At 61.8% G+C, this 25,975-nt stretch carries 15 protein-coding genes; 8 read left to right on the top strand and 7 right to left on the bottom strand.

The window, feature by feature from the left end; genetic code table 11:
* Nucleotides 1–194 precede the first annotated feature (194 nt).
* From ABD919_RS13305 to ABD919_RS13295, 3 genes are all read right to left on the bottom strand, one after another.
* Complete coding sequence (locus ABD919_RS13305; RefSeq protein WP_345236512.1) at nucleotides 195–575, bottom strand: hypothetical protein; 381 nt, start codon at nucleotides 573–575, stop codon at nucleotides 195–197.
* Between the two features lie 103 nt (nucleotides 576–678).
* Nucleotides 679–1,290: an RNA polymerase sigma factor gene (locus ABD919_RS13300; protein ID WP_345236511.1), complete on the bottom strand. Its 612-nt coding sequence runs from the start codon at nucleotides 1,288–1,290 to the stop codon at nucleotides 679–681.
* Between the two features lie 371 nt (nucleotides 1,291–1,661).
* Nucleotides 1,662–9,356, bottom strand: a complete 7,695-nt coding sequence (locus tag ABD919_RS13295; protein WP_345236510.1) for a T9SS type A sorting domain-containing protein — start codon at nucleotides 9,354–9,356, stop codon at nucleotides 1,662–1,664.
* A 412-nt stretch (nucleotides 9,357–9,768) separates the two neighbouring features.
* On the opposite strand from ABD919_RS13295, the gene nuoK reads away from it, so the two are divergent.
* From nuoK to ABD919_RS13280, 3 genes are all read left to right on the top strand, one after another.
* Nucleotides 9,769–10,101: an NADH-quinone oxidoreductase subunit NuoK gene (nuoK, locus tag ABD919_RS13290; RefSeq protein WP_345236509.1), complete on the top strand. Its 333-nt coding sequence runs from the start codon at nucleotides 9,769–9,771 to the stop codon at nucleotides 10,099–10,101.
* A 111-nt stretch (nucleotides 10,102–10,212) separates the two neighbouring features.
* A complete protein-coding gene (gene nuoL / locus ABD919_RS13285; protein ID WP_345236508.1) occupies nucleotides 10,213–12,162 on the top strand; it encodes an NADH-quinone oxidoreductase subunit L in 1,950 nt (649 codons plus the stop codon).
* Between the two features lie 327 nt (nucleotides 12,163–12,489).
* Nucleotides 12,490–14,070 carry an OmpA family protein gene (locus tag ABD919_RS13280; protein ID WP_345236507.1) on the top strand — a complete coding sequence of 527 codons (1,581 nt, stop codon included), beginning with the start codon at nucleotides 12,490–12,492 and terminating at the stop codon, nucleotides 14,068–14,070.
* A gap of 216 nt (nucleotides 14,071–14,286) precedes the next feature.
* Here the strand turns inward: ABD919_RS13280 and ABD919_RS13275 are convergent, their stop codons facing one another.
* Both ABD919_RS13275 and ABD919_RS13270 read right to left on the bottom strand, forming a co-directional pair.
* On the bottom strand, nucleotides 14,287–15,006 hold the full coding sequence (locus tag ABD919_RS13275) for a DUF72 domain-containing protein (RefSeq protein WP_345236506.1): 720 nt from the start codon (nucleotides 15,004–15,006) through the stop codon (nucleotides 14,287–14,289).
* Nucleotides 15,007–15,378: 372 nt separating this feature from the next.
* Nucleotides 15,379–16,551, bottom strand: a complete 1,173-nt coding sequence (locus ABD919_RS13270) for an extracellular catalytic domain type 1 short-chain-length polyhydroxyalkanoate depolymerase (protein ID WP_345236505.1) — start codon at nucleotides 16,549–16,551, stop codon at nucleotides 15,379–15,381.
* Between the two features lie 211 nt (nucleotides 16,552–16,762).
* Between ABD919_RS13270 and ABD919_RS13265 the strand changes: the two genes are divergently transcribed.
* Nucleotides 16,763–18,100 (top strand): pectate lyase family protein, encoded by a 1,338-nt coding sequence (locus ABD919_RS13265; protein WP_425556415.1) that lies wholly within the window; start codon nucleotides 16,763–16,765, stop codon nucleotides 18,098–18,100.
* Nucleotides 18,101–18,498: 398 nt separating this feature from the next.
* On the opposite strand, the gene ABD919_RS13260 is transcribed toward ABD919_RS13265, so the two are convergent.
* Nucleotides 18,499–19,050, bottom strand: a complete 552-nt coding sequence (locus ABD919_RS13260; protein WP_345236503.1) for a hypothetical protein — start codon at nucleotides 19,048–19,050, stop codon at nucleotides 18,499–18,501.
* Between the two features lie 40 nt (nucleotides 19,051–19,090).
* Complete coding sequence (locus ABD919_RS13255) at nucleotides 19,091–20,662, bottom strand: glycosyltransferase family 39 protein (protein WP_345236502.1); 1,572 nt, start codon at nucleotides 20,660–20,662, stop codon at nucleotides 19,091–19,093.
* A gap of 189 nt (nucleotides 20,663–20,851) precedes the next feature.
* Here ABD919_RS13255 and ABD919_RS13250 point away from each other — a divergent pair, with 189 nt between their 5' ends.
* The 4 genes from ABD919_RS13250 to ABD919_RS13235 all read left to right on the top strand — a co-directional run bounded on the left by ABD919_RS13250 (nucleotide 20,852) and on the right by ABD919_RS13235 (nucleotide 25,925).
* On the top strand, nucleotides 20,852–23,329 hold the full coding sequence (locus ABD919_RS13250) for a prolyl oligopeptidase family serine peptidase (RefSeq protein ID WP_345236501.1): 2,478 nt from the start codon (nucleotides 20,852–20,854) through the stop codon (nucleotides 23,327–23,329).
* A 126-nt stretch (nucleotides 23,330–23,455) separates the two neighbouring features.
* Nucleotides 23,456–23,851, top strand: a complete 396-nt coding sequence (locus tag ABD919_RS13245) for an NUDIX hydrolase (protein ID WP_345236500.1) — start codon at nucleotides 23,456–23,458, stop codon at nucleotides 23,849–23,851.
* Between the two features lie 68 nt (nucleotides 23,852–23,919).
* Nucleotides 23,920–24,456 (top strand): hypothetical protein, encoded by a 537-nt coding sequence (locus ABD919_RS13240; RefSeq protein WP_345236499.1) that lies wholly within the window; start codon nucleotides 23,920–23,922, stop codon nucleotides 24,454–24,456.
* 128 nt (nucleotides 24,457–24,584) lie between these two features.
* A complete protein-coding gene (locus tag ABD919_RS13235) occupies nucleotides 24,585–25,925 on the top strand; it encodes a PQQ-dependent sugar dehydrogenase (RefSeq protein WP_345236498.1) in 1,341 nt (446 codons plus the stop codon).
* Nucleotides 25,926–25,975 lie beyond the last annotated feature (50 nt).

Here is a 25,975-nt window from a genome sequence, read left to right as displayed (position 1 = left end):
ATTTTGATTTTCACTCCGTGTGTTCCTAGTAAAGTCAATTTAAATCTGTGATAAGGTCAATAAACAATGCTTGTTATTGCTGGGGTCTTAACCGAAAAAAGCCCCTTCACGTGTAGTGAAGGGGCTTTTTACTGCAAAGTGAAGTGGGGCGCAGGCAAAAAGGCGCTGCTGTAAAATCACCCTTTTATGCGATGTCAGCTCACCTTGCTGGCCGCGCTTTCCGGAGCCTGCTGGCGGTGCATCCAGCCCATGCCGCAGCGGGCCTGCATCTGCTGGCGGAACTTCTCCCGCTCTTCGGGGCTGAGGTGTTCCATGCGGCCGGCCATGCGCTGCCGCCAGGCCTTGCGCTGCCGGGCCCAGTGCTTGCTCCGGCGCCCGCTGCCAAACCCGCCAAACAGGATGCGGCTGAGCAGCAGCAGGCCAAAGGTTTGAGCCAGGGTTATGCTCGGCCCCTTAAAAAGCTCGGGTACCAGCCAGTTCCACAGGTACATGGTCAGGAAAGCAGCGGCGGTAATAAAAAGCGCCGCGAAGAATACAAAGCGAAGGCCGCGCAGCAGCCAGAATTGACGGTCCATGATGGTTACTAGTTAACGGTTTCTAGTTGCTGGTTTCTCGCTTCGGGTTTGGCGTCTGAACGACAACCAGGAACCAGAAGCTGGAAACCAGAAACAGCTTAAATCAATCGGTGAACAATTCGTTGTACAGTTTCTGCAGGCGCTTACGCAGGTGCAGCACGGCGTAGTGCTTGCGCGATATCAGGGTTTTGAGGGGCACGCCGGTTTCTTCCTCCATCTCGCGGAAGGACTTATCCTCCAGCTCATGCCACACAAACACCTGGCGCTGGGCTACTGGCAGCTCGGCCAGGGCGTCGGTGAGGGCTTCCATGAGGGTTTCGCGCAGCAGGCGGTTTTCGGGCGAGTCGTCGGAGGCCGGCAGCAGGTCGGCCAGCAGCAGGCCTTCGCCGTCGGCCTCGGCTTCGGCCGCGCCGAAGGCGGCTTCCAGCGACACAGGCTTTTTGCGCCGGTACAGGTCGGTGATGCGGTTGCGGGCTACGCGGAAAAGCCAGGCGGCGGCCTGCTCCACGGGCTTGAGCACGCGGTAGCTTTCCACCAGCTCGGCAAACACGTCCTGCAGCAGGTCTTCGGCTTCGGCTTCGTCGGGAATGCGCCGCCGGATGAACTGCAGCAGCCGGGGCCGCTGCTGGCGCACGGCTTCAATAATCTGCCGGTCCTGCTGGCTGGCCGTCATCGGGGCGAGGGGGTGGGGGAGCGTAAGGGCTAGGGGTTCCATGCTGGGCAAGCAGACGAAGCCGCTAGCAAAATACTTTAAGTTATCCGTTGGTGGCTGTTAGTTGTCAGTTGTTAGTTGTCAGTTGTTAGTTGTTAGTTGTCGGCCTCTGGCAAGTGTTTGACTGATAAGTAGCAATTAAAGCGAATTCAGGGTGGTGCACTGATTTAAAGAATTAAAAGCTAAAATTCATGCAGGCTGAGTTTTAACTTCTAAAGAGGTACACCACTCTGGAAACTGCTGTAACAACTGACAACTGACAACTAGCAACTGACAACTAGCAACTGCCAACTAACAACTAGCAACTGCCAACAAAAAAAGCGGCCCCAGGGAGCCGCTTTTTTTGTTGGTAGCCCTTGAAAAGGCTGCTGGGTTTATTCCACCACCAGCTTCTGGGTAAAGGTGCCGGCACTGGTTTGCACCAGCACCACGTAGAGGCCCTTGGCCAGGCGCTTGGCCTGGGGCACGGCTACATCGGCCGCCGGGCCGAAGTCGACCACCTGCTGGCTGATAACGTGGCCCAGTACATCAACCACCCGTACCGTGGCCAGGCCGGCCGGCAGGTTGGTAGCCGCCAGGCGGAACTCGGCCCCAGCGTTCGGGTTGGGGTAAGCCAGCACGGCGGGAGCTGCTTCCACGCCCGTGAAGCGCACGGTTACCACCTGGCTGTAGGCGAAGGCGGCATCCGTATCCACGGCGCGCAGACGGTAGTAGGAAGTGCCAGCCAGCGGCTTCTTATCGAGCAGGGCGTAGGCCTGAGGAGCAGTGGTGTTGCCCTGGGCCTGTACCCGGCCAATAGCTTCAAACGTGCGGCCATCGGCCGAGCGCTGCACTTCGAAGTAAGCGCTGTTTTTCTCGCTGGCCGTCGTCCAGCTCAGCTGCACCGCCTGGGCCTGGGGCGTGGCCGTGAAGCGGGTCAGCTCCACCGGCAGCGGGTTGTCTACTTCGTTGGTCGAAGCCAGGGCGAAGAAGGTGTTGGTGCCAATGGTGGTGATGCCCGATACGGCATTGCCGGCCGGGGCGGCGGGGGTGAATACCCCGGCGCCACCCGCGTCGGTCCAGGGGCCGGTGCCGGAGGTGCTGCGCGCGATGCGCAGGTTGCCGGGTACGTTCACAATCTCGTCGGTGGTGCTGTTGGTGTTAAAGCTCAGGCGCACGGTGGGCTGGGAAATGGTGCCCGACAGCGTGCGGATGGCGTAGTAGCGAATCCGCGAGAGGTTGGAGAGCGTGGGGGCGATGGTTCCGGAGGGAATGGAGTTAATCATTTCCACCAGCACCACGGGGCTGCTGCCACCGGTACCGTTCTGACGAATGGTAACCGGGCGGTAGAACTGGGCGTTGCCCACCGGGAACACGCGCGAGGTGTTTACATCGTTGGGGAAGCTGATGGCCAGGCGGCCAGCTACGTAAGCCGTCTGGCTCTGCCCTACAATGGGCTGAATGGCCTGATTTGTCAGGTTCAGGATGTTAGCGCCCGTTACCATGTTGCCGCTTTCCAGGTTGAGGATGTTGGACACCGTGGCGTTCTGCGCCAGCGTCAGCGAGCCTGCCCCCAGCTTGTTGACGGTAAAGAACGTAGTGGTAAGGTTGCCACCCAGGGCGCGGGAGCTGTTGCTTACAAAGCTCACCGTGCTGGTGCCGGGCGTGAAGGTGGCCGAGTTTATCCAGTTGCCCTGCAGCACGACGGTGCCCGAGCCGGCGTTGAAGCTGCCGGCCCGGTTGGCGAAGTTGCCGTTTACGGTCAGCAGGTTGGCGTTGGCCGTGTAGGTGCCGCGGTTGGTGAAGTTGCGCTGCACGGTGATGTTGCCATTACCGGCCTGGAAGGTGCCGCTGGTGAGCAGCGAGTCACCCACGCTGATGGCGCCCTGGTTGGCGTTGAAGGTACCGGTGCTGTTCAGGTTGTTTTGCACCTGCAGGCTGCCCGAGCCGGCGTTGTAGATGCCGGGGTTGTTGTTAAACAAGGTCGTGCCAACCGATACGGCGCCGGCACCAGCTACAATGAGGCCGGAGTTGACGAGGGTAGTTCCGGTGTTGAGGGTGCCCGTGCCCAGGGTCAGGTCACCGGCATTAACCAGGGCGCCGGCTACCTGCAGGCTGCCGTTGCCCAGCTCAAAGGTGCCTTGGTTGATGAAGTTCTGGCTGGCATTGCTCAGCGTCAGGGTCACGTTGCTGGGGTTGCGCACGGTGCCGCTGCTCACCAGCACCTGGCCCAGAACGCCCAGGTTCACGGTGCTCAGCGTTTTGATGCCGGTACCCGAAAACTCCAGGTTGTTGTAGGTGTTGCGGGCCGTCAGGGTATAGTTGATGTTGCCTGCGTACTCTACCGTGCCTGCGCCGCTGCTGGTGAAGGCCGAATAGTTGCCGGCCGGGAACACTGCCGAGGCAATTATCAGGCGGCCGGTGCCGGTTACGGTGTTGAAGTTGTTGGAGGTGTAGTCGCCCAGGTTGAGCGTGCCGTTGAGCTGCAGCGAGGCAGCCCCCCGGGCCGGGGAATTGGTTTTGATGATGTGGCCAGCCAGAATCACCACCGGGTTGCCCACCGAGGGCATGGTCGTGGGCCGGTTGGCCGGCTCCGGGTCGGTGCTGCCATCGGCGTTGAACGTCCAGGAGGTAGCATCCTCCCAGTTGGCTCCGCTGCCGGTCTGCATGGCCGTGCGGGTGTAGTACACGCGCACCGCGCCAAACTCAGCGGCCTCACCGGCGGTGAAGTCACCATCGAAGAAGTTTACGTTCGACAGTGTCAGGGTCTTGGCCGTGGTGTTCACCGTGGCCGTGGGCATGGTCCAGCTGCTGCCCTGGAAGCGGCCCACCACGTAGGCGCTTTCGGTGCCCTGCACGTCGGTAGCCAGGTACTGGTAGGTGTGCGTTACGGTGGGCGTGGCACCGAAGCCGGTGGCCGAGGTCTGCCAGTAGTAGCGCAGCTCGGTGTTGGCCGCGCTGGTGGTGGCCGGGTGGGCCGAGTTGATGGGACGCACGGTGATGGTGCCGCCGGCCCCGCCCGTGTTGGTCACGTTCATGGTTACGGGCGTGTACTTGCTGACGCTGCCTACCGGGAACACGAAGCTGCTGGCCGTGCTGGCGAAGGTTTTCTCCACGCCGGCATCGGCCACAATGCCGTTGGTGCGAATGTAGCGGGTACCGGTGCTGCCCACTACGGCGCTGGCCGAGGGGTTGGTGAGGCGCAGCAGGTAGGAGCCGATGCTGAGCGAGCCATTGGCGTTGAAGGTGAGCGTACCGTCAATCTGCTGGTTAGCCAGCAGGGTTACGCCCACGGTGTTGCTCAGCTGCAGGTTGCCAAAGCGGCCGCTGCCGTTGCCGGCAATGGTTTGCACTACGGAGCTGCTCAGGTTGATGCGGCCGGCGCCACTGTGGCGGGCCGAGTTCACCACGTTGCCTCTGGCCGTGATGGTCTGGCCGTTGTCGGCCAGCTCGCCGGCCTGCAGCGTGAGCAGGTTGTTAACCACCAGGTCCGTATTGGGCTGAAGCTGCACCACGCCGCTGGGGCGGGTGTTGTTCACCACCAGGTTGGCGAAGGCCGTGAGGGCACCGGTGGCGCCGCTCACCTGCTGGTCGTTGCTGCTGCCGTTCAGGGTAGTGGTTTGGGTGCTGCTTTGCACGCGGTAGCCGCCCACGTTCAGCAGGCCCGAGGCGTTGGCCGTGGCGTTGTTGTTCACGAAGTTGCCGGCTACGCTCACGTCAAAGCCGTTGGCATCGAATACCGACTGGCTGTTGGCGATGGTGAGGCCGCCGCGCAGCACCAGCGGGTTCTGCATCAGGGTGGCTGTGTTGGCCGTGGTGCCGGTACCGGGCTCCACGCGCAGGTTAAACAGCGGAATGGTGGTGTCGATGGTAAGGCCGAACGTGCCGCTGCTGGTGGTGGCGTCGCCCAGGGCAATGGTGCCGCCGGTTACGCTGGACGTAGCCGGCTGCAGGTACAGGTCGCTGATTACACCGGCGTTGTTGTTGGAGCGGCGCAGGTTCAGCGTGCCGCCGCTCATGCCGAAGTGGCTGCCGGCGTTCAATACTTCCAGCTGGCCCCGCTCCGAGCCCGTCGAGCCGTTGCCGAACACGGTGACCGTGCCGCCAAACTGTTCGTAGCGCAGGCGGCCCTGGGTGCTGGTGGTGGGGCGGCGAATCTGGCCGGTCACATTCAGCACGCCGCCCGTGCCGATGGTGATGGCCGGCTCGGTGGCCCCCGAGTACTCAATGCTGTTGATGCCAGCCGAGCCAGGCACGCCCACGTTCAGGGTGCCGGTGCGGGCAAAGGCGCGTCCGGCCAGGAACAGCGTGCCGCCGGTCGTGACGTTAATCACCGTGTTGGTGCTGTCCACCTGCAGGGCCGCCGAGCTCACCACGCTGTAGTCGCCCGAGCTCAGGGTGATGGTGGTGTTGGGCTTGGCAAAGCGGAAAGTGCCGCCGAGCAGGGTCAGCCAGTTGTTGGTTGGTACGCTCAGGGTGCCGGTGACGTCCATCGTCAGCACCGGTGCCTGCGTGGTGCCTTTGTCGACGGTCAGGTTGGTGAAGGTGGTGCTGGCCCCTGCCGTGGTGCCGGTAATGCTTTCGTTGCCGGTACCCAGGAAGGTTACCGCCACGCCGCTCATGTTGAAGGTGCCGTTGTTGGTAACGCTGCCCCCGATTTGCAGGGTGTAAATACCAGCCACGCTCACGCCTACCGTAGCGCCCGCGCTGATTTCCACGTTGCGGCCCACGCTCACGCTGCGGGTACCGCCATTAAAGCGCAGGGTGCCGCGCTGCTGGCGCAGGCTGCCGTCAATGGTGAGGCTGGTGGTGGTCAGGTCGCTGAAGCCCGTGAAGCCGGCCAGCGTGCCGCCGCTCAGGTCTTCGTAGATGCGCAGGGCGCCAATGGCGGGCAGGGTGATGGTGCGGCCGGCGGCAGCATTCAGCACCAGGTTGCGGTAGTTTACCTGGCCCGTGGGCAAGGCAAAGGAAACCGAGGCGTTGGTGTAGTACTCCACCGTGCCACCCTGCGGACCAAGGAAGTTGCCGAAGTCGCCGCCGGGGAACTGGGCGGTAGCCAGGTTGGAGGAGATGCGCATACGGCCGGCGCCCTGCACCGTAGCGTTGGGCAGCGAGCCGAAGTTGTGGCCCGTAAGCGTGCCCACATCCAGGGTGGAGCCGTTGGCGACTTCCAGGCTGCCCGAGCGGGCGTTGTTGGCCGTTACGGTGATAATGTGGTTGAACGTGTTGCCGTCGCCGATATACACTGGGTTGCTGGGGCCGGGTACGGCCGCGCTGGCCGGGCCGGCGTGCTTCAGCGTGGCGCTGGTCGACCAGCTGCTGGGGCTTTCCCAGTTGCCCGAGGCCACGCGGCTGTAGAAGGCCGTGATGGGGCCGAACGCTGCGGCTTCGCCGGCCGTGTATTCGCCGTCGATGTTAACGTTGGCGAAGGTGATGTCGAAGGAGCTGGTCGGCGACTTGTCCACGTCGCTCACCCCGCCCACAATGGTCCACTGCGTTGGCGCGTAGTAGCCCGGCACGTAGTTGTTCAGGTTGCCGTTTACCAGGTTTACGCCGGTGCCGTTTTTCGGAGCCGAGAAGCGGTGGGTAATCTTATTGGCGGGCAGGCCAAGGAAGTCGGCGCTGCTCACCTTCCAGTAGTACTGCAGGCCCAGCGTGGCGTTGGTCAGGAAGGGGTTGGCCACTCTGACCGGCGCCACGGTGATTTTGCCGTAGCGGGAAGGCTGGTCGGTGATGCCAATGCTGGCCGGGGTGTACACCGAGGTGGTGCCCACCAGCGTGCCCACCGGGAAAAGGAAGGCTTCGGCGTTGGTCACGCTGAACGCGCCATAGGTTTTGCGCAGGCCGCCGTCGCTCTGGTTGCCGGCGGTGCGAATCATGCGCTGGTTGGAAAAGGCGCCGCCCTGTGTGGCAACGGCGCTCCGGCTGGTTGAGGTGATGGACAGGCGGTGGGTGCCGATGTCGAAGATGTGGCTGCGCAGGAAAAGCAGGGTGCCGCTCACAGCCTGGGCCGAGAGGAGCTGCACGGCTACCTGACCAGCCGCCAGCGTGGGGTTGTCCAGGCTCAGGTTGCCGAATACGCCGTTGCCGTCGCCGGCTATGGTTTGCAGGGCCGTGCCGGCCAGGGTGATGCTGCCCGTGCCGCCCGAGCTGGTGTGGGTGGCCGAATTGGTTACGTTGCCCAGCACGTTGAGCTGCTTGTTGCCGTCGTCGAGTACGCCGCTTTCAATGCGCAGCTCGTTGCGAACCTGGGGGAAGGTAGCGGCGGTTCCGGCCAGCGACAGGCTGCCGGCCGGTTTGTTTACCACCATGTTCCAGAGGCCCGCGCCGGCTACTGTGCCGTCGCCCACGGTGCCATCTACCGTGAAAATGTGGTTTTGCGTGCCCTGGAAGCGGGTTGTGTTGGCACCCGGGGTGTAGCGGGCCGTGCTGCCCACGGTGAAGTGGTTTTGCACCGTCACGTCGCGGCCATTGGCCAGCAGGGTTGGGGTGTTGGGGCCGCTCAGGGTCAGGTTGCGCAGCACCACCAGCGGGTAGGAAGTAGTTACGGTACCCGTGGCACTCAGCGAAAGCACGGAAACCCCGGGGCCGGGCTTGGTCACGGTCAGGTTCCAGAACGGGGCCGTCGACGTCAGGAAGAAGGCCATGTTGAACTTGCTGTCGGAGTTGTCGGGCAGCACGATGTTGACGTCGCCACCCGTAACCGAGAAGTTGCCGGGCTGCACCGCGATTTCAAGGCCGGCGTTGCTGCCCGAGCCGCTGTACTCGGTGTTGTAGATGTTGATGGTGCCCCCGCTCATGCTGAAGGTCTGGGTGGGGTAGGGCACCGAGAAGCGGGCAAAGGCTTTCTGGTTGTTCATGTTGGTGCCGGTGCCCTGCACGTTGAGCGTGCCGCCGGTCATCGTAAACGAGCCCAGGGGCGTGCCCACCTTCACGGGGCTGAACTTCTCCAGGCTTACCGTACCACCTTCGATAAGGTAGCTGCCCACGTCGCCGATTACGCCGCCGTCGTTATTGGTCGAGGTAAAGGTGCCGGCCGTGATGCGGAACATGCCCAGGCTGATAAGGCCGCCGTTCACGTTGGAGGGCAGGGTTACGTCGGCCCCGTCTATCCACAAGCCGGCGCTGGCCGGAATGGTGTAGCCACTGTTGCCGGTGGTGCCGTTGATGAGCGTAGGCAGGCTGATGTTGCTGCCCAGGCGCAGGGTGCCGTTTTGCAGGTTCACCACGCCGCCGCTGGCGGCAGTGTTCACGGTGAGCGTAGCGCCGGGGCCCGAGGTAATGGACTGCACAAACTGCTGCCCGGTACCCTTGTTTACAATAATGCGGTTCAGGCGGGTGGTGCCGTTGTTGGTCAGGGCCCGGTCGGCCGTGCCTACAAAGGTGATGTCGGCCGGCCCGCCGTTCAGGAAGTCGAGCGTGCCGCCCTGGTCAATGGTGACGTTTCCGCTCGACGTGACGTTTTGGAAGCCGCCGCCGCTCAGGCCCATGGTGGTGCCGGCGCCTACGTTCAGGTTGCCCACCAGGGTGAGCGGGCTGGTGCCGGTCAGGTTAAAGGTGAGGGCGCCGGTACCGGTGCGCTGCAGCGTAAGGTTGCCCTGCACCGTCAGGGTACTGCCCAAGGTAGCGGTGCGGGCCGTGGCCGTGGTGTTCACCACGCGCAGGTTGTTGTACTGGCTTACAGTGCCGGGCAGGGATGTGTTGGTGGGCAGGTCGTAGTATTCCACCGTGCCGGTGCCCGGGTCATCAAAGTCGTTGTTGGTGACTATGGGAAACGCCGCGGTGCTCATCCGCAAGGTCCCCTGTCCGCTCAGCGTGTTGATGGCTACCGCGTTGGTAAACGTGAATGTGCGCAAGTCCAGCACCCCACCGGCCTGAATGGTGATGCGCATGTTGTTGTTGGACTGGTTTTGGGCCAGCTGCACCGTGTACCCGTTGAGAATGACCACCTGCTGCGCAGAAATTGGAACGGCCGGGTTTACCTGCGTCGAGCCCGAAGGGTCGGTTGTCCAGGTAGTAGGGTCATTCCAAATTCCGGTAGTGCCGCCCCCATTAAAGGTATAAAGAGTGGTTTGAGCCGAGGCTGCCATACTAAGGACAAATAGTACGAACAGTAGAAGTGATGCTCTCATAGGTAAGTAAGTAACTTAAGTAAAGTACAAGACGAAGTTGGTGATTCTAAGCGAATATGGCAAGGGATTAATTCCTTGAATGAACCTTTTTAATTGTACTAAACGGAGTTTTTTCATGTGTAGAGCCCAGCTTGGAAAGGGGGTGAAACATAGCGCTTAAAAAAGTCCTGATTTTTTCCATTTTTATTTCATTTGCTGTCAATTGCATTTAACGAATACGTGGCGGACCTACGTGCCCTCTGGTGAATTCGGATTTCGCCGCCGGCAATTAGGGTCTGCACGGAGGGCCTGGCCTGGCTTTTCTGGTTTTTCAGGATACCTTTGCCTGCTAAGTCAGGCAGGGCCTGATTCTTCTTTGTTGCCTTCTTGCATGGAAAACACTATTCCGGAAGTAATCCGCACTGTCCCGCTGCAGTACTATGTCTTCTTCGCCACCGCCTTGTTTGCCATTGGCGTCATTGGGGTGCTCACGCGGCGAAATGCCATTATCATCTTTATGTGCGTGGAGCTGATGCTCAATGCCGTCAACGTGCTGCTGACTGCCTTTTCGGCCTACCGGGCCGACCCCAACGGGCAGGTGTTTGTGTTTTTCATCATGGCCGTGGCCGCTGCCGAGGTAGCAGTGGGCCTGGGTATTATCGTCATGATATACCGCAACTTCCAGAATACTGACGTTAACCTGTTGAGCCGCCTTAAATGGTAATTGGAGAGTAGGGACTTAGGGACTTGGGGACTTAGGGTCTTGGTTTCTTGCCAGGACCTCTAGGTGTCAAGGTCCCAAGTCCCCAAGACCCTAAGTCCCCAAGTCCCTATTATGCAAGAAACCGTCCTCCCCGGCGCTACCGCCCCATACCCAACCATTCTCTACGTTCTCATTCCACTGCTGCCCTTTCTGGGCTTTCTGCTGAACGGCCTGCTGAACAAGCGGCTTTCCGGCACAGTGGCCGGCCTGCTGGGCAGCGCCACCGTGCTGGGCTCCTTCCTGATTTCCCTGCTGCTGTTCCTCAACTTCCAGTACCAGTACACGGTCAACCTCTTCGACTGGATTTCGGTAGGCTCCCTGCAGATTCCCTTCAGCTACCAGATTGACCAGCTCAGCCTGATTATGCTGCTGCTGGTGACGGGCGTGGGCTTTCTTATCCACGTGTACAGCATCGGCTACATGCACCACGATGAGAACGTGGGTAAGTTTTTTAGCTTTCTTAACTTGTTTGTATTCAGCATGCTGGTGCTGGTGCTGGGGGCCAACTTCGTCATCCTGTTCATCGGCTGGGAAGGCGTGGGGCTGTGCTCTTACCTGCTCATCGGCTTCTGGAACAAGAACACGGCCTACAACAACGCCGCCAAGAAAGCCTTCATCATCAACCGCGTAGGCGACCTGGGCTTCCTGCTCGGCATCTTCCTGATTTACCTCACCTTCAACTCGGTGCAGTACGCCGAGGTGTTCCAGAAAGCCAGCCTGGGCCAGTTTGGTACCTACGGGGTGGGTGTTTGCACGGCCATTACGCTGCTGCTGTTCGTGGGCGCCATGGGCAAGTCGGCTCAGCTGCCGCTCTACACCTGGCTGCCCGACGCCATGGCCGGCCCCACGCCCGTGTCGGCCCTGATTCACGCCGCCACCATGGTAACGGCCGGCATCTACATGGTGCTGCGCGCCAACGTGCTGTTCACGCTCTCGCCCGACACCTTGGAAGTAGTGGCCATTATTGGTGCCGCTACGGCCCTGTTTGCCGCCACCATCGGCCTGGCGCAGAACGACATCAAGAAAGTGCTGGCGTATTCTACGGTGTCGCAGCTGGGCTACATGTTCCTGGCCCTGGGTGTGCTGGGCTACTCCACCGCCCTGTTCCACGTGCTTACCCACGCCTTCTTCAAGGCCCTGATGTTCCTCGGGGCGGGCTCCGTGATTCACGCCATGAGCAACGAGCAGGACATCCGCCGCATGGGCGGCCTGCGCAAAGCCCTACCCATTACCTTCCTGACTTTCTTCATTGGCTGCCTGGCCATTGCCGGTATTCCGCCCTTCTCGGGCTTCTTCTCCAAAGACGAAATCCTGGCCCACGCCTACGAGCACAATAAAGTGCTGTTCGGCATTGGCCTGCTCACGGCTTTCCTCACGGCCTTCTACATGTTCCGCCTGCTGTTCCTGACGTTCTTCGGCGAGTTCCGCGGCACGGAAGAGCAGCGCCAGCACCTGCACGAGTCGCCGGCTTCCATGACCATGCCGCTCGTTGTGCTGGCTATTCTGGCGGCCGTGGGCGGCTTTATGGGGGCTCCCATGCTGGTGGGCAAGCACTACCTGGCCGACTACCTGGCGCCGGTGTTTACTTACTCGCAGCGCCTGCTGCCGTCGGCCTTCGCGCACGAGCTCGACCACAACACCGAGTACATGCTCATCGGCCTGTCGGTGGCCGCCGGGGTACTGGGCATCATCCTCGCCTATGTGATGTACGTAGCCCGCGCCCAGCGCCCGGCCGGAGACGAGGCCCCGCGCTCGGCTCCCGAAAACCTCGTGTACAACAAGTACTACGTGGATGAGCTCTACAATGCCCTGTTCGTGCGCCCCGTGATGGGTCTGTCCCGCGGCCTCTACTCTTTCGTGGAGCAGCGCGTAATCGACCCCGTGGTGAACGGTTTTGGCCGCATCGTGCTCGGCGGCGGGCAGCTGCTGCGATTTGTGCAAACCGGCGCCGTAGAAACCTACCTGATTCTGATGGTTATCGGCATCGTGCTGATTCTGGCGCTGAACTTCAACCGGTTTTAGTGGCGGAAAATGCTGGTAACCCTGAAGTTATAGGAGCTGAGCCCGGCAGAAGTGCTGCCTGCTAAGTGAAAAGCCACCTGCTGTACAGCAGGTGGCTTTTTTTGTGGGCTTTATTTTCCTCGCTTGCCTGGCTGGTCATGCACGAGTGATGTACTAACTCATTGCACAGGGGATAATAATAGACAGGAAAAACGCTCTAAAGTTCAATTGCTGAGTTGCTATGCAGGAGCTATAGTTATAGATTTTCCGGAAAAACTAACTTTTTCTGAAATGTAAGGTATATAAAGTGTTGTCAAACACCCTCCTTTCCACACTAAATACCTTATTATGAAACTACTTACCAACTGTCTTCGAGCGCTGGCCCTGGGGGCCGTGCTTCTGGCCGGTACTGACGCGCAGGCACAAACAGCCGACAAAAAAACAGCCATTGGCATCAACGGCAGCGCCTACCAGTACAAGGGCAATTTTGCGGATTACTTCTGGGACTTCAGCTCCAGCAACTACGGTCCCGGCTTTCAGATAAACCGCTACATCACCCGCGGCCTCGACCTGGGGCTGCACTTCAACTACGTAGAGCTGAAAGGCTCGCAGGCGGGCAACCCGGCCAACTACTTCAACACCAACCTGGCCACTACGGCCCTGGGCATCAAGCTCAAGCTCAACAACGGCTGGGCCCTGAAGGAAGACGCCATCGTGCAGCCCTACCTGCTGCTGTCGCCGGGCTTTATCTACTCCAGCCGGGAGGGCCGCTACCGCGGCGCTAACACCGAGGGCAACGACTACCTGTTCGACTACTTCGGCGCGGCCGGCATCAACTTCCGCCTGAGCGAATCCATTGGCCTGTACGTGCAAACCGGCCAGCACATTCCCTACGGTGCCAACGTCGACGGCCACCCCGTTCGCGACAACGACCGGGTGGACGACCGGTACCTGCAGCACACCGTGGGCCTGAACATTGCCTTCGGCAAGATGAAGGACGAGGATGGCGACAAGGTGTCGGATAAAAAAGACAAATGCCCCGGCACGCCCCCCGGCGTGGCCGTGGACGCCAACGGCTGCCCCCTGGACCGCGACGGTGACGGCGTGCCCGACTACCAGGACAAGTGCCCGGATGAGAAAGGCGTGGCCGCCCTCGAAGGCTGCCCCGACCGTGATAACGACGGCGTGCGCGATGCCGACGACAAGTGCCCCGACACGCCCGGCAAGGCCGAGCTGCAGGGCTGCCCCGACTCCGACAACGACGGCGTAATCGACCAGAACGATAAGTGCCCCGACACCCCGGCCGGCGTGAAGGTGGACGCCAGCGGCTGCCCGCTCGATAGCGACGGCGACGGCGTGCCCGACTTCCAGGACCGCTGCCCCAACACCCCCGGTCCGGCCTCGAACCGTGGCTGCCCCGAGATGAAGGAGGAAACCAAGAAGGTGCTGAAAGAAGCCACTAAGTACATCAACTTCGAATTCAACAAAGCCACGCTGCTGCCCAGCTCCTATCCCAAGCTGCAGGAGATGGTGCGCATCCTGGGCGAGTACCCCGACTATAGCCTGAGCATTGCCGGCCACACCGACAGCAAAGGCGCCGACGACTACAACCTGCGTCTTTCCTACGACCGTGCCGCTGCCGCCCGCACTTACATGCTGAGCCAGGGCGTGCCCGCCGAGCGTATTGAGTCGCGTGGCTATGGCGAAACCAAGCCCATTGCCGACAACACCACCGATGCCGGCCGCGCCCAGAACCGCCGCGTCGACTTCGACGCCTACCTCACCGGCGACCCCAACCCGGCCGAGCAGAAGTACGGTGCCGCTCCCACCATTGCCGAGCTGAAGCAGACACCCGAAGGCCGGCCCTCGCTGAAGAAAGCCCCGGCTAAAAAGGCCCCGGCCCGCAAAGCTCCCACCAAGCGCCGCTAACGCGCTCCGCTGAAAAGCGGTGAAAAAGAGAAGGCCCGCTCTGTGAAGAGCGGGCCTTTTTTGTGCTATTAGCAAACGAAAAAGAACGTCATGCTGAGCGGAGGCTAAGCATCTCTACCACGAGAGTAAACCAGTAAAAAGGATTATTTCCCCTGACAAGATGCTTCGACTACGCTGCGCTGCGCTCAGCATGACGTTCTTTTATAATACGAGGGCCTACACCATGCCCAGCATCTGCCGGGCATTGGCTATGGCCGAGGCGTCGATGTCGTTGTTGAAGTAAACGTACGCCTCCTGTACGCCAGTCTGTTGCTGTATCTCGCTGGTGATACGGCGTAGGAAATCCTCGGAATAGGGCGAGCGATACAGGTCGGGCACGCCGTGGAAGCGGTAGTAGAGGGTAGGGGTGGTGGCCAGCACGGCGTCGGGCAGCTGGGGGTGGCTCTGCCCGCAGAAGCTGATGCCGCGCTGCCGCAGGGCCTGGTACACCTCCTCCTGCCACCAGCTGGGATGGCGAAACTCCAGCACGTTCACGAAAGAAGGGTCGAGGCTGTCGAGGATGCGGGCCAGGCGGTCGGGGGCGTAGGCCAGGCGGGGCGGCAGCTGAAACAGCAGCGGCCCCAGCTTTTCGAGCAGGCCCCGGCCTACTACGTCGTAGAAGTCGCCCAGCAGCTGCTGCACGTTGTTGAACTGCTTGAAGTGCGTAATCAGCTTGGGAGCTTTCACCGCAAAGCGGAACTCGGGCGGGCTTTGCGCATACCAGTTCGCCAGGAACGACAGCTGCGGAAAGCGGTAGAAGGTGACGTTGAGCTCCAGTGTGCGGAAGTGCTGGCTGTAGAATTCAAACCAGCGCCGCATGGGCAGCTTTTCGGGGTAAAAAACCCCGCGCCAGTGGCGGTAGTGGTAGCCGGAGCAGCCGATGTGAAAGGTAGCCATAGGCGCTGCAAACGCAGGATGCGGCCTTGATGTTGGCTAGCCCAGCGGGAGCAGCAGCTGCATCTGCCGGGCATTTTCGGCCCCCACGGCGCCAAAGCCGTTGTTGAAAAACAGCCAGGCCTGTTTTACGTGTTGGGCGGCCTTCGGGGTAAAACACGCCCTTCCAGTCGCGGAAAGAGAATCCGGAGTTGCCGATGAAGATAGAGGCAGGCATGGGAGGTGGGCAGAGGTAGTCTTAAAGACGTTAGACCTTAGACATGAGACGTTAGAATTGTTCTGCCGTAAGAACTTTCTAACGTCTCATGTCTAAGGTCTAACGTCTCATGTCTAACATCTAACCCCCAAAGCGCCTGCTCAGCCCTCGGCGGAATGCTACTGCTTCACTACTTTCTGCTGCAGCTGTTGTCCGTCAATGGTTTCCAGTGTCAGCAGGTAGAGGCCGGCTTGCCAGCTGCGGGTGTTCAGGCGCAGGCCACTGGCCGGCACCGCTACGGCCGGGCCCAGCGGGCGGCCCAGCGCGTCGCGCACGGTGAGGCGGCCGGGCTGGCCACCGATGCTGAGCTCTTCCGTGGTGGGGTTGGGGGCTGCTACCAGCAGGCGGCGGGCTGCTGCCGGGGCCGCGCTCAGGCTAAGGCGGCTGAGGCGGAAGGGCCGCAGGAAGCGCCAGATTTCGCGGCTGGCGCTGATGTCGCGGTTGGTGACGCCGGTGTTGACGGGCGCGCCCGGCCAGGTATGGCCGCCCCCGATGATGCGGTAATGCTCCACCACGCTGCCGTTGCGCCCGCCCGTCCACAGGCTGCGCTCGGCCGTGCAGCCGTCGGCGGTGTTGATATCGGGCACGGGCGTTACCAGCGGGGTGGGGTTGCAGCCGTTGCGCTGCACCCAGGCATCGAGCAGGGTAGGGATGGCCACAAACTGCAGGGAAGTACCGCCGGTATAAGGCACGGTGTTGTCGGCGGTGCCGTGGATTTCCAGCACCGGCACCGGGCGGCCCGAGGTGCAGCCAGTCAGGCGCCCGGCCGTCATGCTGCCGGTGACGGAGGCAATGGCCGCCACACGGTTGCTGAGCTGGCAGGCCAGCTCGTAGCTCATAAAGCCGCCGTTGCTCATGCCCGTGCTGTAGATGCGGTCGGCGTCGATGCGGTAGTTTAACGCCAGGGTATCAATAAGCGCCGATAGAAAAGCGACGTCGTCGACGCCGCTGCCCCGGGCACCAAAGGTGTTCCAGCCGCGGTTACCGGCCAGGTCGACGGTGCCGTTGGGGTGCACCACCAGGAAGTTGGCGGTGTCGGCAATGGCGCGGAAGTCGCCGTACAGCTCCTGCTGCAGGTTGTTGGAGCTGTAGCCGTGCAGGTTGAAGAGCAGCGGCACGCGGGCCGTGGTCTGGGCGTAGCGGGCCGGCACGTACAGCCGGTACTCCCGCACCAGCCCCCCGTGCCGGATGGTACCGTTGAGGGTGGTTTGCGCCCGAAGCGGGGTAGGAGCCAGGGCGGCCAGCAGGCTCAGCGCAAGCAGGCAGCAGGTGAGGTGGAGGCGGGTTTGCATAGCAGTAAAAAGCAGAATAGTGCTTGGTATGAGCCGCGAAGGTAGGCGAAACGCCACAGCTTGGTTTTTCTGGCGCCTTACGGTAACGTTCCCGGCAACGTTTGCGCGAATAAACATTGTGGTATGCAAATCAATCGTCCCGGTAACCAAGAAATTAGGGGCCAGATAGTCGGCTGTGCTTTGTGCCCGGCCGCCCGCGCCATCTTGGTCCATGCATACAACCAACCCTGCTATTCCTATGAAAAAAACCTTACTCGCTGCCTTGCTTGCTCTTGGCCTGGCCAGCCCCGCGGCCATGAGCCAGACGGTGCAATACGGCCTCTACGGCTACGCCGGCATGACGACCGGCACCACGGGCGGCGCCGGCGGCCCGTCGGTTACGGTGAGCACGGGAAACGCACTGATGGCGGCCATTCGCGGCAATACCAGCAACGCCCCGCTCACGATTTACGTCGACGGCGTCATCACCCCGGCCAACTCGCCTTCTACCCTCGACAAGATTGAAATCAAAGACCGTAGCAACATCTCCATCATCGGGGTGGGCACCCGCGGCGAGTTCAACGGCATCGGGATTTACATTCGGCGGGCGGGCAACATCATCATTCAGAACCTGAAGATTCACCACGTGCAGCTGGGGCCCAAGGACTGCATCGGCATCGAAGGCCCGGCCAACCACATCTGGGTCGACCACTGCGAGCTCTACAACCAGCAGCAGGGTGTGGGCGTGGACGACTACGACGGCCTGCTCGATGCCAAGGACGACTGCGAGTACCTGACCTTCTCCTGGAACTACCTGCACGATGCCTGGAAGGCCAGCCTCTGCGGCTACACCGAAACCGATACGTTCAACCGCAAGATTACCTACCACCACAACCGCTTCGAGAACATCAACTCCCGCCTGCCGCTGTTCCGCGCCGGGCAGGGCCACGTGTTCAACAACTACTACAAGGACATTTCCTCCACGGCCATCAACTCCCGGGTGAATGCCTGCGTGAAAATCGAAAACAACTACTTCGACAACACCAAGAACCCGTACGTGAGTGCCTACAGCAGTGTGGTGGGCTACGGCGACATCTCGGGCAACCTGCTCACCAACAACACCCGTTTCCAGTATAGCAGCGACACCTTCCCGCTGGGAGCCTGCAGCCTGACCGTGCCCTACAGCTACGCCGCCACCCTTAACGCGGCCGCCGATATACCCGCCGTGGTGATTGCCAACGCCGGCGTGGGCCACCTCACGCCCACGGCGCCCACCGCTACCAGCGCAGCCAAAGAGTCGCCCGAGTTCCGCGCCTACCCCAACCCGTTCAAGGGCAGCACCACCCTGGAGTTTGCAGTGCAGAAGCCCGGCAGCGTAAAAATTACCCTCTACAACGTGCTGGGCGCCAAGGTAGCCGACGTGCTCAGCGTGCCCAGCATGAGCGCCGGGCAGCACAGCGTCACCTACGCCAACCCCAGCCTCAAGCCCGGCCTGTATTTCTGCGTGATTAAAGCTGGCAGCCAGACGCTGATGCGTAAGCTGGTTGCGGAANTAGGTATTAGGTATTAGGTATTAGGTATTAGGTATTAGGTATTAGGTATTAGGTATTAGGTATTAGGTATTAGGTATTAGGTATTAGGTATTAGGTATTAGGTATTAGGTATTAGGATTTGACCTGTAAGTCAAACGGGTTGTCTGGAATCCTGCCATTTAATATCTACTGCCATAAAAGTCGTAAGGCACCCAACTTACGAAGCTGCATTGGTGTCGCAGGGTGAGATATGAGGGTATTTCTTCGCTTCATCAATGCTTAAACGCTGCCCCCGCGCATTTCCAACCGGAAATGGTGGGGGCAGCACCTTTTTGTGCCCGAGCCCCGACGCGGGGTAGCAAGGCGAAGCGCCGCCCTGTTTGTCTTCCTTGTCAGCGGCGGCTGGCTGGCTTAACAGGCGCCACCAGGCTGCTTGCTACCAAAGCTCGGCTAGCTGGAGGTCGTCGGCGTAGGCGGGCCCATTGGCTGGGGAAGCGCCGGCGAAGGAGATGGTAAGCTGGCTTTTGAAGCTGAGCTGGGCCGGCAGGTCGAATGCCTGGCGAACGTGTTTCCAGGTGCCAAAGGGGCCAATGTCGCTCAGGTAAACGGTGTGTTGCCAGGCCGGGGGCGTCTTCCCGGCGCTATCGATGGACACGACAAGGGAGGCATCGTCGCCGAAGGCCGGCACCCACACCCAGGCTCCCAGAATAAAGCGGCGAGGGCGGTGCGCGCAGAGCCGGCCCAGCTCGGTGCGGTAGACAGCCTTGTTCTGATGCGCCGCAACATCCAGCCGCAGGGACGATTTACCGGAGTGGGCTTGGGCCGTGGTAAGCGCCGCCGGCACTTCCATGCCCCGGGCCGGCTGCTCAAAATCGAGAGAAAGCAAGGGCCGCTCCTGTACATCGGGCCGGCCATCGCGCGGCTCGCAGCTTGTGAGGGCCAGCAGCACGGCGGGCAGCACCCCCAGGGTATTACGGATAGGTCGCATGGTTAAGGTCCGGGCGGTGAGGCAGGTTGGCGGGAGGCGGCTACCAGGGCCGCTGCCGGTTGCGGCGTTGAAGTATCACGGCGGGCGACTGGCTCAGGAGGCTCAGCTCGGCGGCCAGGGCCGGGTGCTGGGGGGCGAGCCCGGCGTACGCGGAAGGGGCCATGAGCAGGTAGTCGAGGTTGTCGGCCGCCATGCGGTCCAGAATCTCGGTGGCGGTGACGGTAGCCAGGTCCTGCGGCTGCCACACCTGTCCCCGGCGGTCGAAGTAAGCCAGCCCCAGGTTGGGAGCGGGCTCGTTGAACACGAGGATGCTGGCGGCTGCGGGCACCTTCAGGCGCGCCAGCTCGGCCGCGCCGCCGCGCATCCAGAGGTAGTTGCCCGATTCGGCTACCAGGCCCTCGTCGCTCATGCGGCGGTGCAGGCGCTTGTAGCCCTGCACGAGCAGCACCACCACCATTACGGCCAGAATGCCCGTAATGGCGTGGCGTATTTTGCCTTGGTGTCGGGCCACGTTCAGCAGGGCCAGCAGCAGCAACAGCAGCACGGGCGGCACCACGGGGGCTATAATGTAGTAGTCGTGGTCGCGAAACTGGGCCCCCATCAGCTGCACAAACACATAGCCCAGCACCAGGGTGGCCAGCAGCAGGAGGCTAAGCAGCAGGTGCTGGCGCAGGTTGCGCCGCGCATAGCCCACAAACAGCAGCCCACATACGGCCAGCAGGTAGTACTGCAGGGTGCTGGCGTACTGCCCCAGCCAGAAGCCGCGCACGTGCAGCCGCACCTGGTGCAGGGTTTCGGGGTCGGTAATGGGGCGGGTACCGGCCAGAAACAAGCCCGACTGGTAGGTGGCGTTCAGGTACTGTATGCGGAGGAAGTAGGCCGCCGTGGCTCCCAGCACGAGCAGCACCAGCCCGGTAAAGACAAGGCGCTGGCGCCGCGTTAAGAGTTCAGGCTGGAAGAAAGCCCACAGGAACGTGATGCCCAGCACGGCGCCCAGATGCAGCAGGGTAGTGGTCTTGATAAGCGCGGCCAGCCCCAGCAGCAGCACCGCCAGCGGCAGGTCGGAAAAAGCGCGGCGGGTAAAAAAGCGGAGCCAGTAGTAGTAGCCAATAAAGCTCAGGCTCACGCTAAACGGGTCGGGCAGGGTGCTGCCCGCGTAGAACACGAAGACCGGGGAGGAAAGCAGAAAAGCGCCCGGCACCAGCCCCGCCACAAAATGCCCGGTTTGCTCATACACCAGCCGAAACAGGTAGTAGAAACCCAGCAGCACCATGGCCACATCCAGCAGGCGGAAGAGCAGAACGATACTGCTCCGGCCAAACACCACCCCGCCCAGCGCCGCCAGGTAAGCCTGAAACGGGAACTCCACGCCGGTAATACCCCCAATGGATGACAGGTTGTAAGTACGGGGCGTGAACAGCTGAAACCCGTAGTCGTAGTAGCCCAGGGCCAGGGCCAGGCGGTCGGACTGCGCCCAGGCATGGAGGCCCCGGGGCAGCTCGGCTAGGTAGGGCGCATACAGCACGGCCCCCACGATAAGGAAGAAAAGCGCGGCGGCGATGTAAGCCAGGCGTGGCTGGCGCAACCGGCCTAAAGCGTCAGCAAAGGGCATTAAGACAAAAAAGTAGCTTCGTAGACCAGAAGTGGCCAAAAGTACAACAGGCCTGCCGGCAAAAGCGGAGTGCGGCAGCGCTGCGCCCGGGCCGGCCCCTGCACCTGGGGCCTTACCCTTCGTCGTGGGGTTAATTTGCCAATGTATTACTTTCGGTTCCGGCCAGGAAGGCCGCTTTTCTCATCGCCTATGAAACGACTATTGCTTGCCGGTATGCTCCTGCTCGGCTCGGCTCCCTTCACCCAGGCCCAGGAATTTCAGTACCAGACCCCGCCCAAGGCCATACAAGACCTGCTGCTGGCCCCGCCCACGCCCCGCCTCAGCCTCTCGGGCGATGGGCGCACGCTGGCCCTGCTGGCCGTGCAGGACTTCCCCACCGTGGCCGAGCTAACCCAGCCCGAGCTGCGCCTGGCCGGTCTGCGCCTCAACCCACGCACCAACGGACCCAGCCGCGTTAGCTACGCCGTGGGTATCAGGCTCAAGCGCCTGCCCGATGGGGCCGAGGTGCCCGTGAAGAACCTGCCGGCCCAGGCCCGCATCAGCAGCCTGAACTGGGCGCCCGACAATAAAACCATTGCCTTTGCTCTCACTACCGCGCCGGATGGGCCCGGCGCTCCGGGCCGCGTGGAGCTGTGGGTGGCCGACGTCGCCTCTGCCAGCGCCCGCCGCCTGCTGGCCGCGCCGCTAAACGACGTGTTTGGCAGCTCCTTCGAGTGGGTGGCCGACAGCCGCACGCTGCTGGCCCGCACCGTGCCTGCCGGCCGCGGCCCGGCCCCGGCCGCTGATGCAGCGCCCACCGGCCCTACCGTGCAGGAAAGCGGCGGCAGGAAATCAGGCGCCCGCACCTACCAGGATTTGCTGAAAAACCCGGCCGACGAGCGAATTTTCGAGCACTATGCCACCTCCCAGCTCGTGAAGGTGAGCCTGGCCGATGGCGCAACCCAGCCCCTGGGCTCGCCCGGCGTCATTCAGGCAGCGTCGCCCTCGCCCGATGGCCGCTACGTGCTGCTGCGTACCCGCCACCGGCCGTATTCCTACCAGCTGCCCATTAGTAGCTTTCCCCAGCGCATCGATGTGCTCGACCTGGGCAGCGGGGCCGTGGTGAAAGCCGTGGCCGACCTACCCCTGGCCGACAACGTGCCCACCAACTTCGACGCCGTGCCCACCGGCCCCCGGGAGTTTGACTGGCGCGCCGACGTGCCCGCCACCCTGTTCTATGTAGAAGCCCAGGATGGCGGCGACCCCAAGGTGAAGGCCGAGGTCCGGGACCGCGCCTACCTGCTCGCGGCACCGTTTACGGGGGCGGCCCAGCAGCTGGCGGCCCTGCCGCTGCGCTTTGCCGACGTCACCTGGGGCCACGGTACGCTGGCCCTTATCGAGGGCTACCGCTGGGCCGACCGGCACCAGACCACCTGGCAGCTGAACCCATCGGCGCCCGAGGCCCCGCTCACGGTACTCTTCGATGGCTCCTCCCAGGATACCTACAACGCCCCCGGCACGCCCTACACCCACCGCAACGCCCAGGGCCGCCCGGTGCTGCTCACGGGGGGCGCCGGTGGGCAGAGCATCTACCTGCTGGGCAACGGCGCCTCCCCCGAGGGCGACCGGCCCTTTGTGGACGAGCTGGACCTGAAAACCCGAAAAGCCACGCGCTGGTGGCGCTCGGCGGCGCCCTACTACGAGGTGCCGGTGGCCATTCTGAACGCCAGCGGCAAGAAGCGCGACCTGCTCACCCGCCGCGAGTCGGCCGAGCAGAGCCCCAACTACTACCTGCGCGATGCCAGCAGCAAAAAGGACAAGCTCACGCCCATCACCAGCTTTCCCAACCCTTACGCCAGCTTCGGCGGCAGCTTCAAAAAGCAGCTGCTGAAGTACAAGCGCACCGATGGCATCGACCTCACGGCCGAGCTGTACCTGCCCCAGAACTATAAGAAGGCGGATGGCCCCCTGCCTACGCTGATGGAGGCTTACCCGCGCGAGTACAAAGACAAGGGCAACGCCGGGCAGGTGAGCGGCTCGCCCTACACCTTCACCCGCCTGAGCTGGGGCTCGCCCGTGTACTGGGTTACGCAAGGCTATGCCGTGCTGGCCAAGGTAAGCGTGCCCATCGTCGGCGAAGGCAGCAAGGAGCCCAACGACACTTACATCGAGCAGCTCGTGAGCAGCGCCAAGGCCGCCATAGCCGAGGGGGCCCGCCTCGGTGTGGTCGACCCCGACCGTGTGGGAGTGATGGGCCACTCCTACGGTGCCTTCATGACGGCCAACCTGCTGGCCCACTCCAGCCTGTTCAAGGCCGGTCTGGCCCGCAGCGGGGCCTACAACCGCACCCTCACGCCTTTCGGCTTTCAGGGGGAGGAGCGCACTTTCTGGCAGGCCCCGGAGGTATACAACGCCATGTCGCCCTTCAACTACGCCGACAAAATAAAGACGCCCATTCTGCTCATTCACGGCGAGGCCGACAACAACTCGGGCACCTTTCCTATCCAGACCGAGCGGTTCTACGCGGCCCTGAAAGGGCACGGCGCCACCGCCCGCTACGTGGTGCTGCCGGCCGAGAGCCACAGCTACGCCGCCCGCGAAAACCTGCTGCACATGCTGTGGGAGATGGATTCCTGGCTGAACAAGTACGTGAAGAACCCGGCCCCAGCCGCACCCATAGGCAACTAGGAAGGCTGCCTTCTCTGGTTTTAGCTAAAAGTAAAAGTGAAGAGTGAAAAGGTGTTCTGCTTTTAACTCTTCACTTTTAACTACTTCCAAGCATATTCAAACCTTAAACCTGCTCCCTTTTGCATGATGATTGACAAAATAGCCTGGCTGCACCTGCACGAGGGCCAGCTGCTGAGCACCCGCAGCCGGGGCAAAGACCGGTACTACATCCCCGGCGGCAAGCGCGAGGCCGGCGAAACCGACACCCAAACGCTGTTGCGGGAAATCAAGGAAGAACTGACCGTGGACCTGGACCCGGCCAGCCTGCACCACGAAGGCACCTTTGAGGCGCCCGCCCACGGCCATGCCGCCCATGTGCTGGTGCGCATGACCTGCTACGGCGCCCGCTACCGCGGGCAGCTGCAGCCTGCGGCCGAGATTGAGGAAGTGGTGTGGCTGCGCTACCGCCACCGGGAGCAGGTGTCGGCCGTCGACCAGCTGATTTTCGACTGGCTGAAAGAGCAGGGAAGGCTGGCAGATTAAACTCTCTGCAAACACGAAAATCAGCGCGTAATTTCCTGCGGCTGACAGAATATTAGTTGCGCAGAATTATGGGCTTCGGTTTTAATTTATTTTTTATTTTTATCCTGATTCCGGCTATTGTTATTCTGTTGTTAATGTGGGTACTATCCGGTAAAAATGAATTTGGGAAAGCTCTGGGTACAATCTGTGCTGGAATATTCCTGCTAATTGTTTTTTCAACAATAATGCAGGCTTTAACCACTAAAAAGCAGTTGAAGAAGCAGGACTTCTATGGGCAGTATATAATAAATCGGAGCTATTTTCCTGGTCGGCAAGCTAACTGGCAGTATGACAGCTTTCGATTTGAGATAAAAAAGAATGACTCGCTTTATTTCTATGTGCTTCAGCGCGGAAAAATAGCTCAGACTTACAAGGGTGCGATTTCTACGCTGAAGCCATACAGCTCACATCGGCTGGTAGTACAGATGAACCAGCCTACGCACCATGTTATGGAAAGCAACCCGACCATTTACCGGGACGCCTGGGGCTTTTATCTGGTTTTTAACTCGCCCAGATTTGGGAACATGTTTTTTATTAAGGGCAGCTGGGAGGCAAGGGAAATCTAGCTTTCAAAAGTTATGGCTAAGCACAGGGAAAAGGCTCTGCATTGCACCCATATGACCCGGCCCCGGGTAGGATAAGCGCAACCATTGCCGCCGGGAGCCGGTATGAGAGACATACCTTTTCAGTATCTATGTCGTTCAGACTCTCGCTATTCCCAGCCTTTCTCCTGGCGGCCGTGGCCGCCTGCAGCCAGCCCAGCAAGCGCGAAAAGCAGGAGGCCGCCGCCGACAACCCGTCGCAAACGGTGACCACCCCGGCCGGCCAGGCCGTGCCCCTGCCGGCGCCCTACACCAGCAAGTCGGTGCGCAACTTCGTGAAGGTGACGGGCTGGCCCGCGGGAAAAACACCCACTGCCCCGGCCGGCTTTACCGTGACGGAGTACGCCGCCAGCCTGGAGCACCCGCGCTGGGTGTACGTGGCGCCGAATGGCGACGTGCTGGTGGCCGAGTCGGCTACCGTGCCCAAGTCGCTGCCCATGAAGGCCGTGGCCAAGCTCGGGCTGGACAAGTCGAAGACGCTGCGCTCGGAAAGCCCCAACCGCATTACCCTGTTTCGGGATGGCGACGGCGACGGACGGCCGGAGCGGCGCGAGGTCTTCCTCAGCGGCCTGAACCAGCCCCTGGGCATGCTGGTGCTGGGCAGCTACTTCTACGTGGCCAACACCGACGGCGTGCTGCGCTTCCCTTACCAGGCCGGAGCCACTAAAATCAGCGGGGAAGGCCAGAAAATTCTGGAGCTGCCCGCCGGCGGCTACAACAACCACTGGACCCGCAACCTGCTGGCCGCACCCGACGGCCAGAAAATCTACGTGTCGGTGGGCTCGGCCAGCAACGTGATGGAGCACGGCGCCAAAGAGGAAATCCGGCGGGCCAACATCCTGCAGATAAACCCCGACGGCACCGGGGAGAAAATATTTGCCAGCGGCCTGCGCAACCCCGTGGGCATGGACTGGGCCCCCGGCACCACCACGCTGTGGACGGCCGTGAACGAGCGCGACGAGCTGGGCGACGAGCTGGTGCCCGACTACCTGACCAGTGTGCGCGAAGGCGGCTTCTACGGCTGGCCCTACGCCTACTTCGGCCCCAACGAAGACCCGCGCCGCAAAGGCGAAAAGCCCGAGCTGGTGCAGAAAACCCTGGTGCCGGAAGTGCCATTGGGCGCCCATACGGCCTCCCTGGGCCTGGCTTTTTACAACCAAAAGGCTTTTCCGGCCAAATACCACGGCGGCGCCTTCATCGGCCAGCACGGCTCCTGGAACCGCGCCGCGTTCTCGGGCTACAAGGTGGTGTTCGTGCCGTTCAAAAACGGCCAGCCCAGCGGCCCGCCGGAAGATTTTCTAACCGGCTTCCTGGTGGGCAATGGCGACGATGCCTACGGCCGCCCCGTGGGCGTAGCCACGCTCCCCGACGGCTCCCTGCTGGTGGCCGACGACGCCGGCAACAAGGTGTGGCGGGTGAGCGCAGCGAAGTAGGCCGTCGCTATTTCATGCAGGGGTTCGCAGGGTTGTTCCAGAACAACCCT

Source organism: Hymenobacter saemangeumensis (assembly GCF_039541835.1).
GTDB classification, from domain to species: domain Bacteria; phylum Bacteroidota; class Bacteroidia; order Cytophagales; family Hymenobacteraceae; genus Hymenobacter; species Hymenobacter saemangeumensis.
This window is presented reverse-complemented; position numbering and strand designations above follow the sequence as displayed.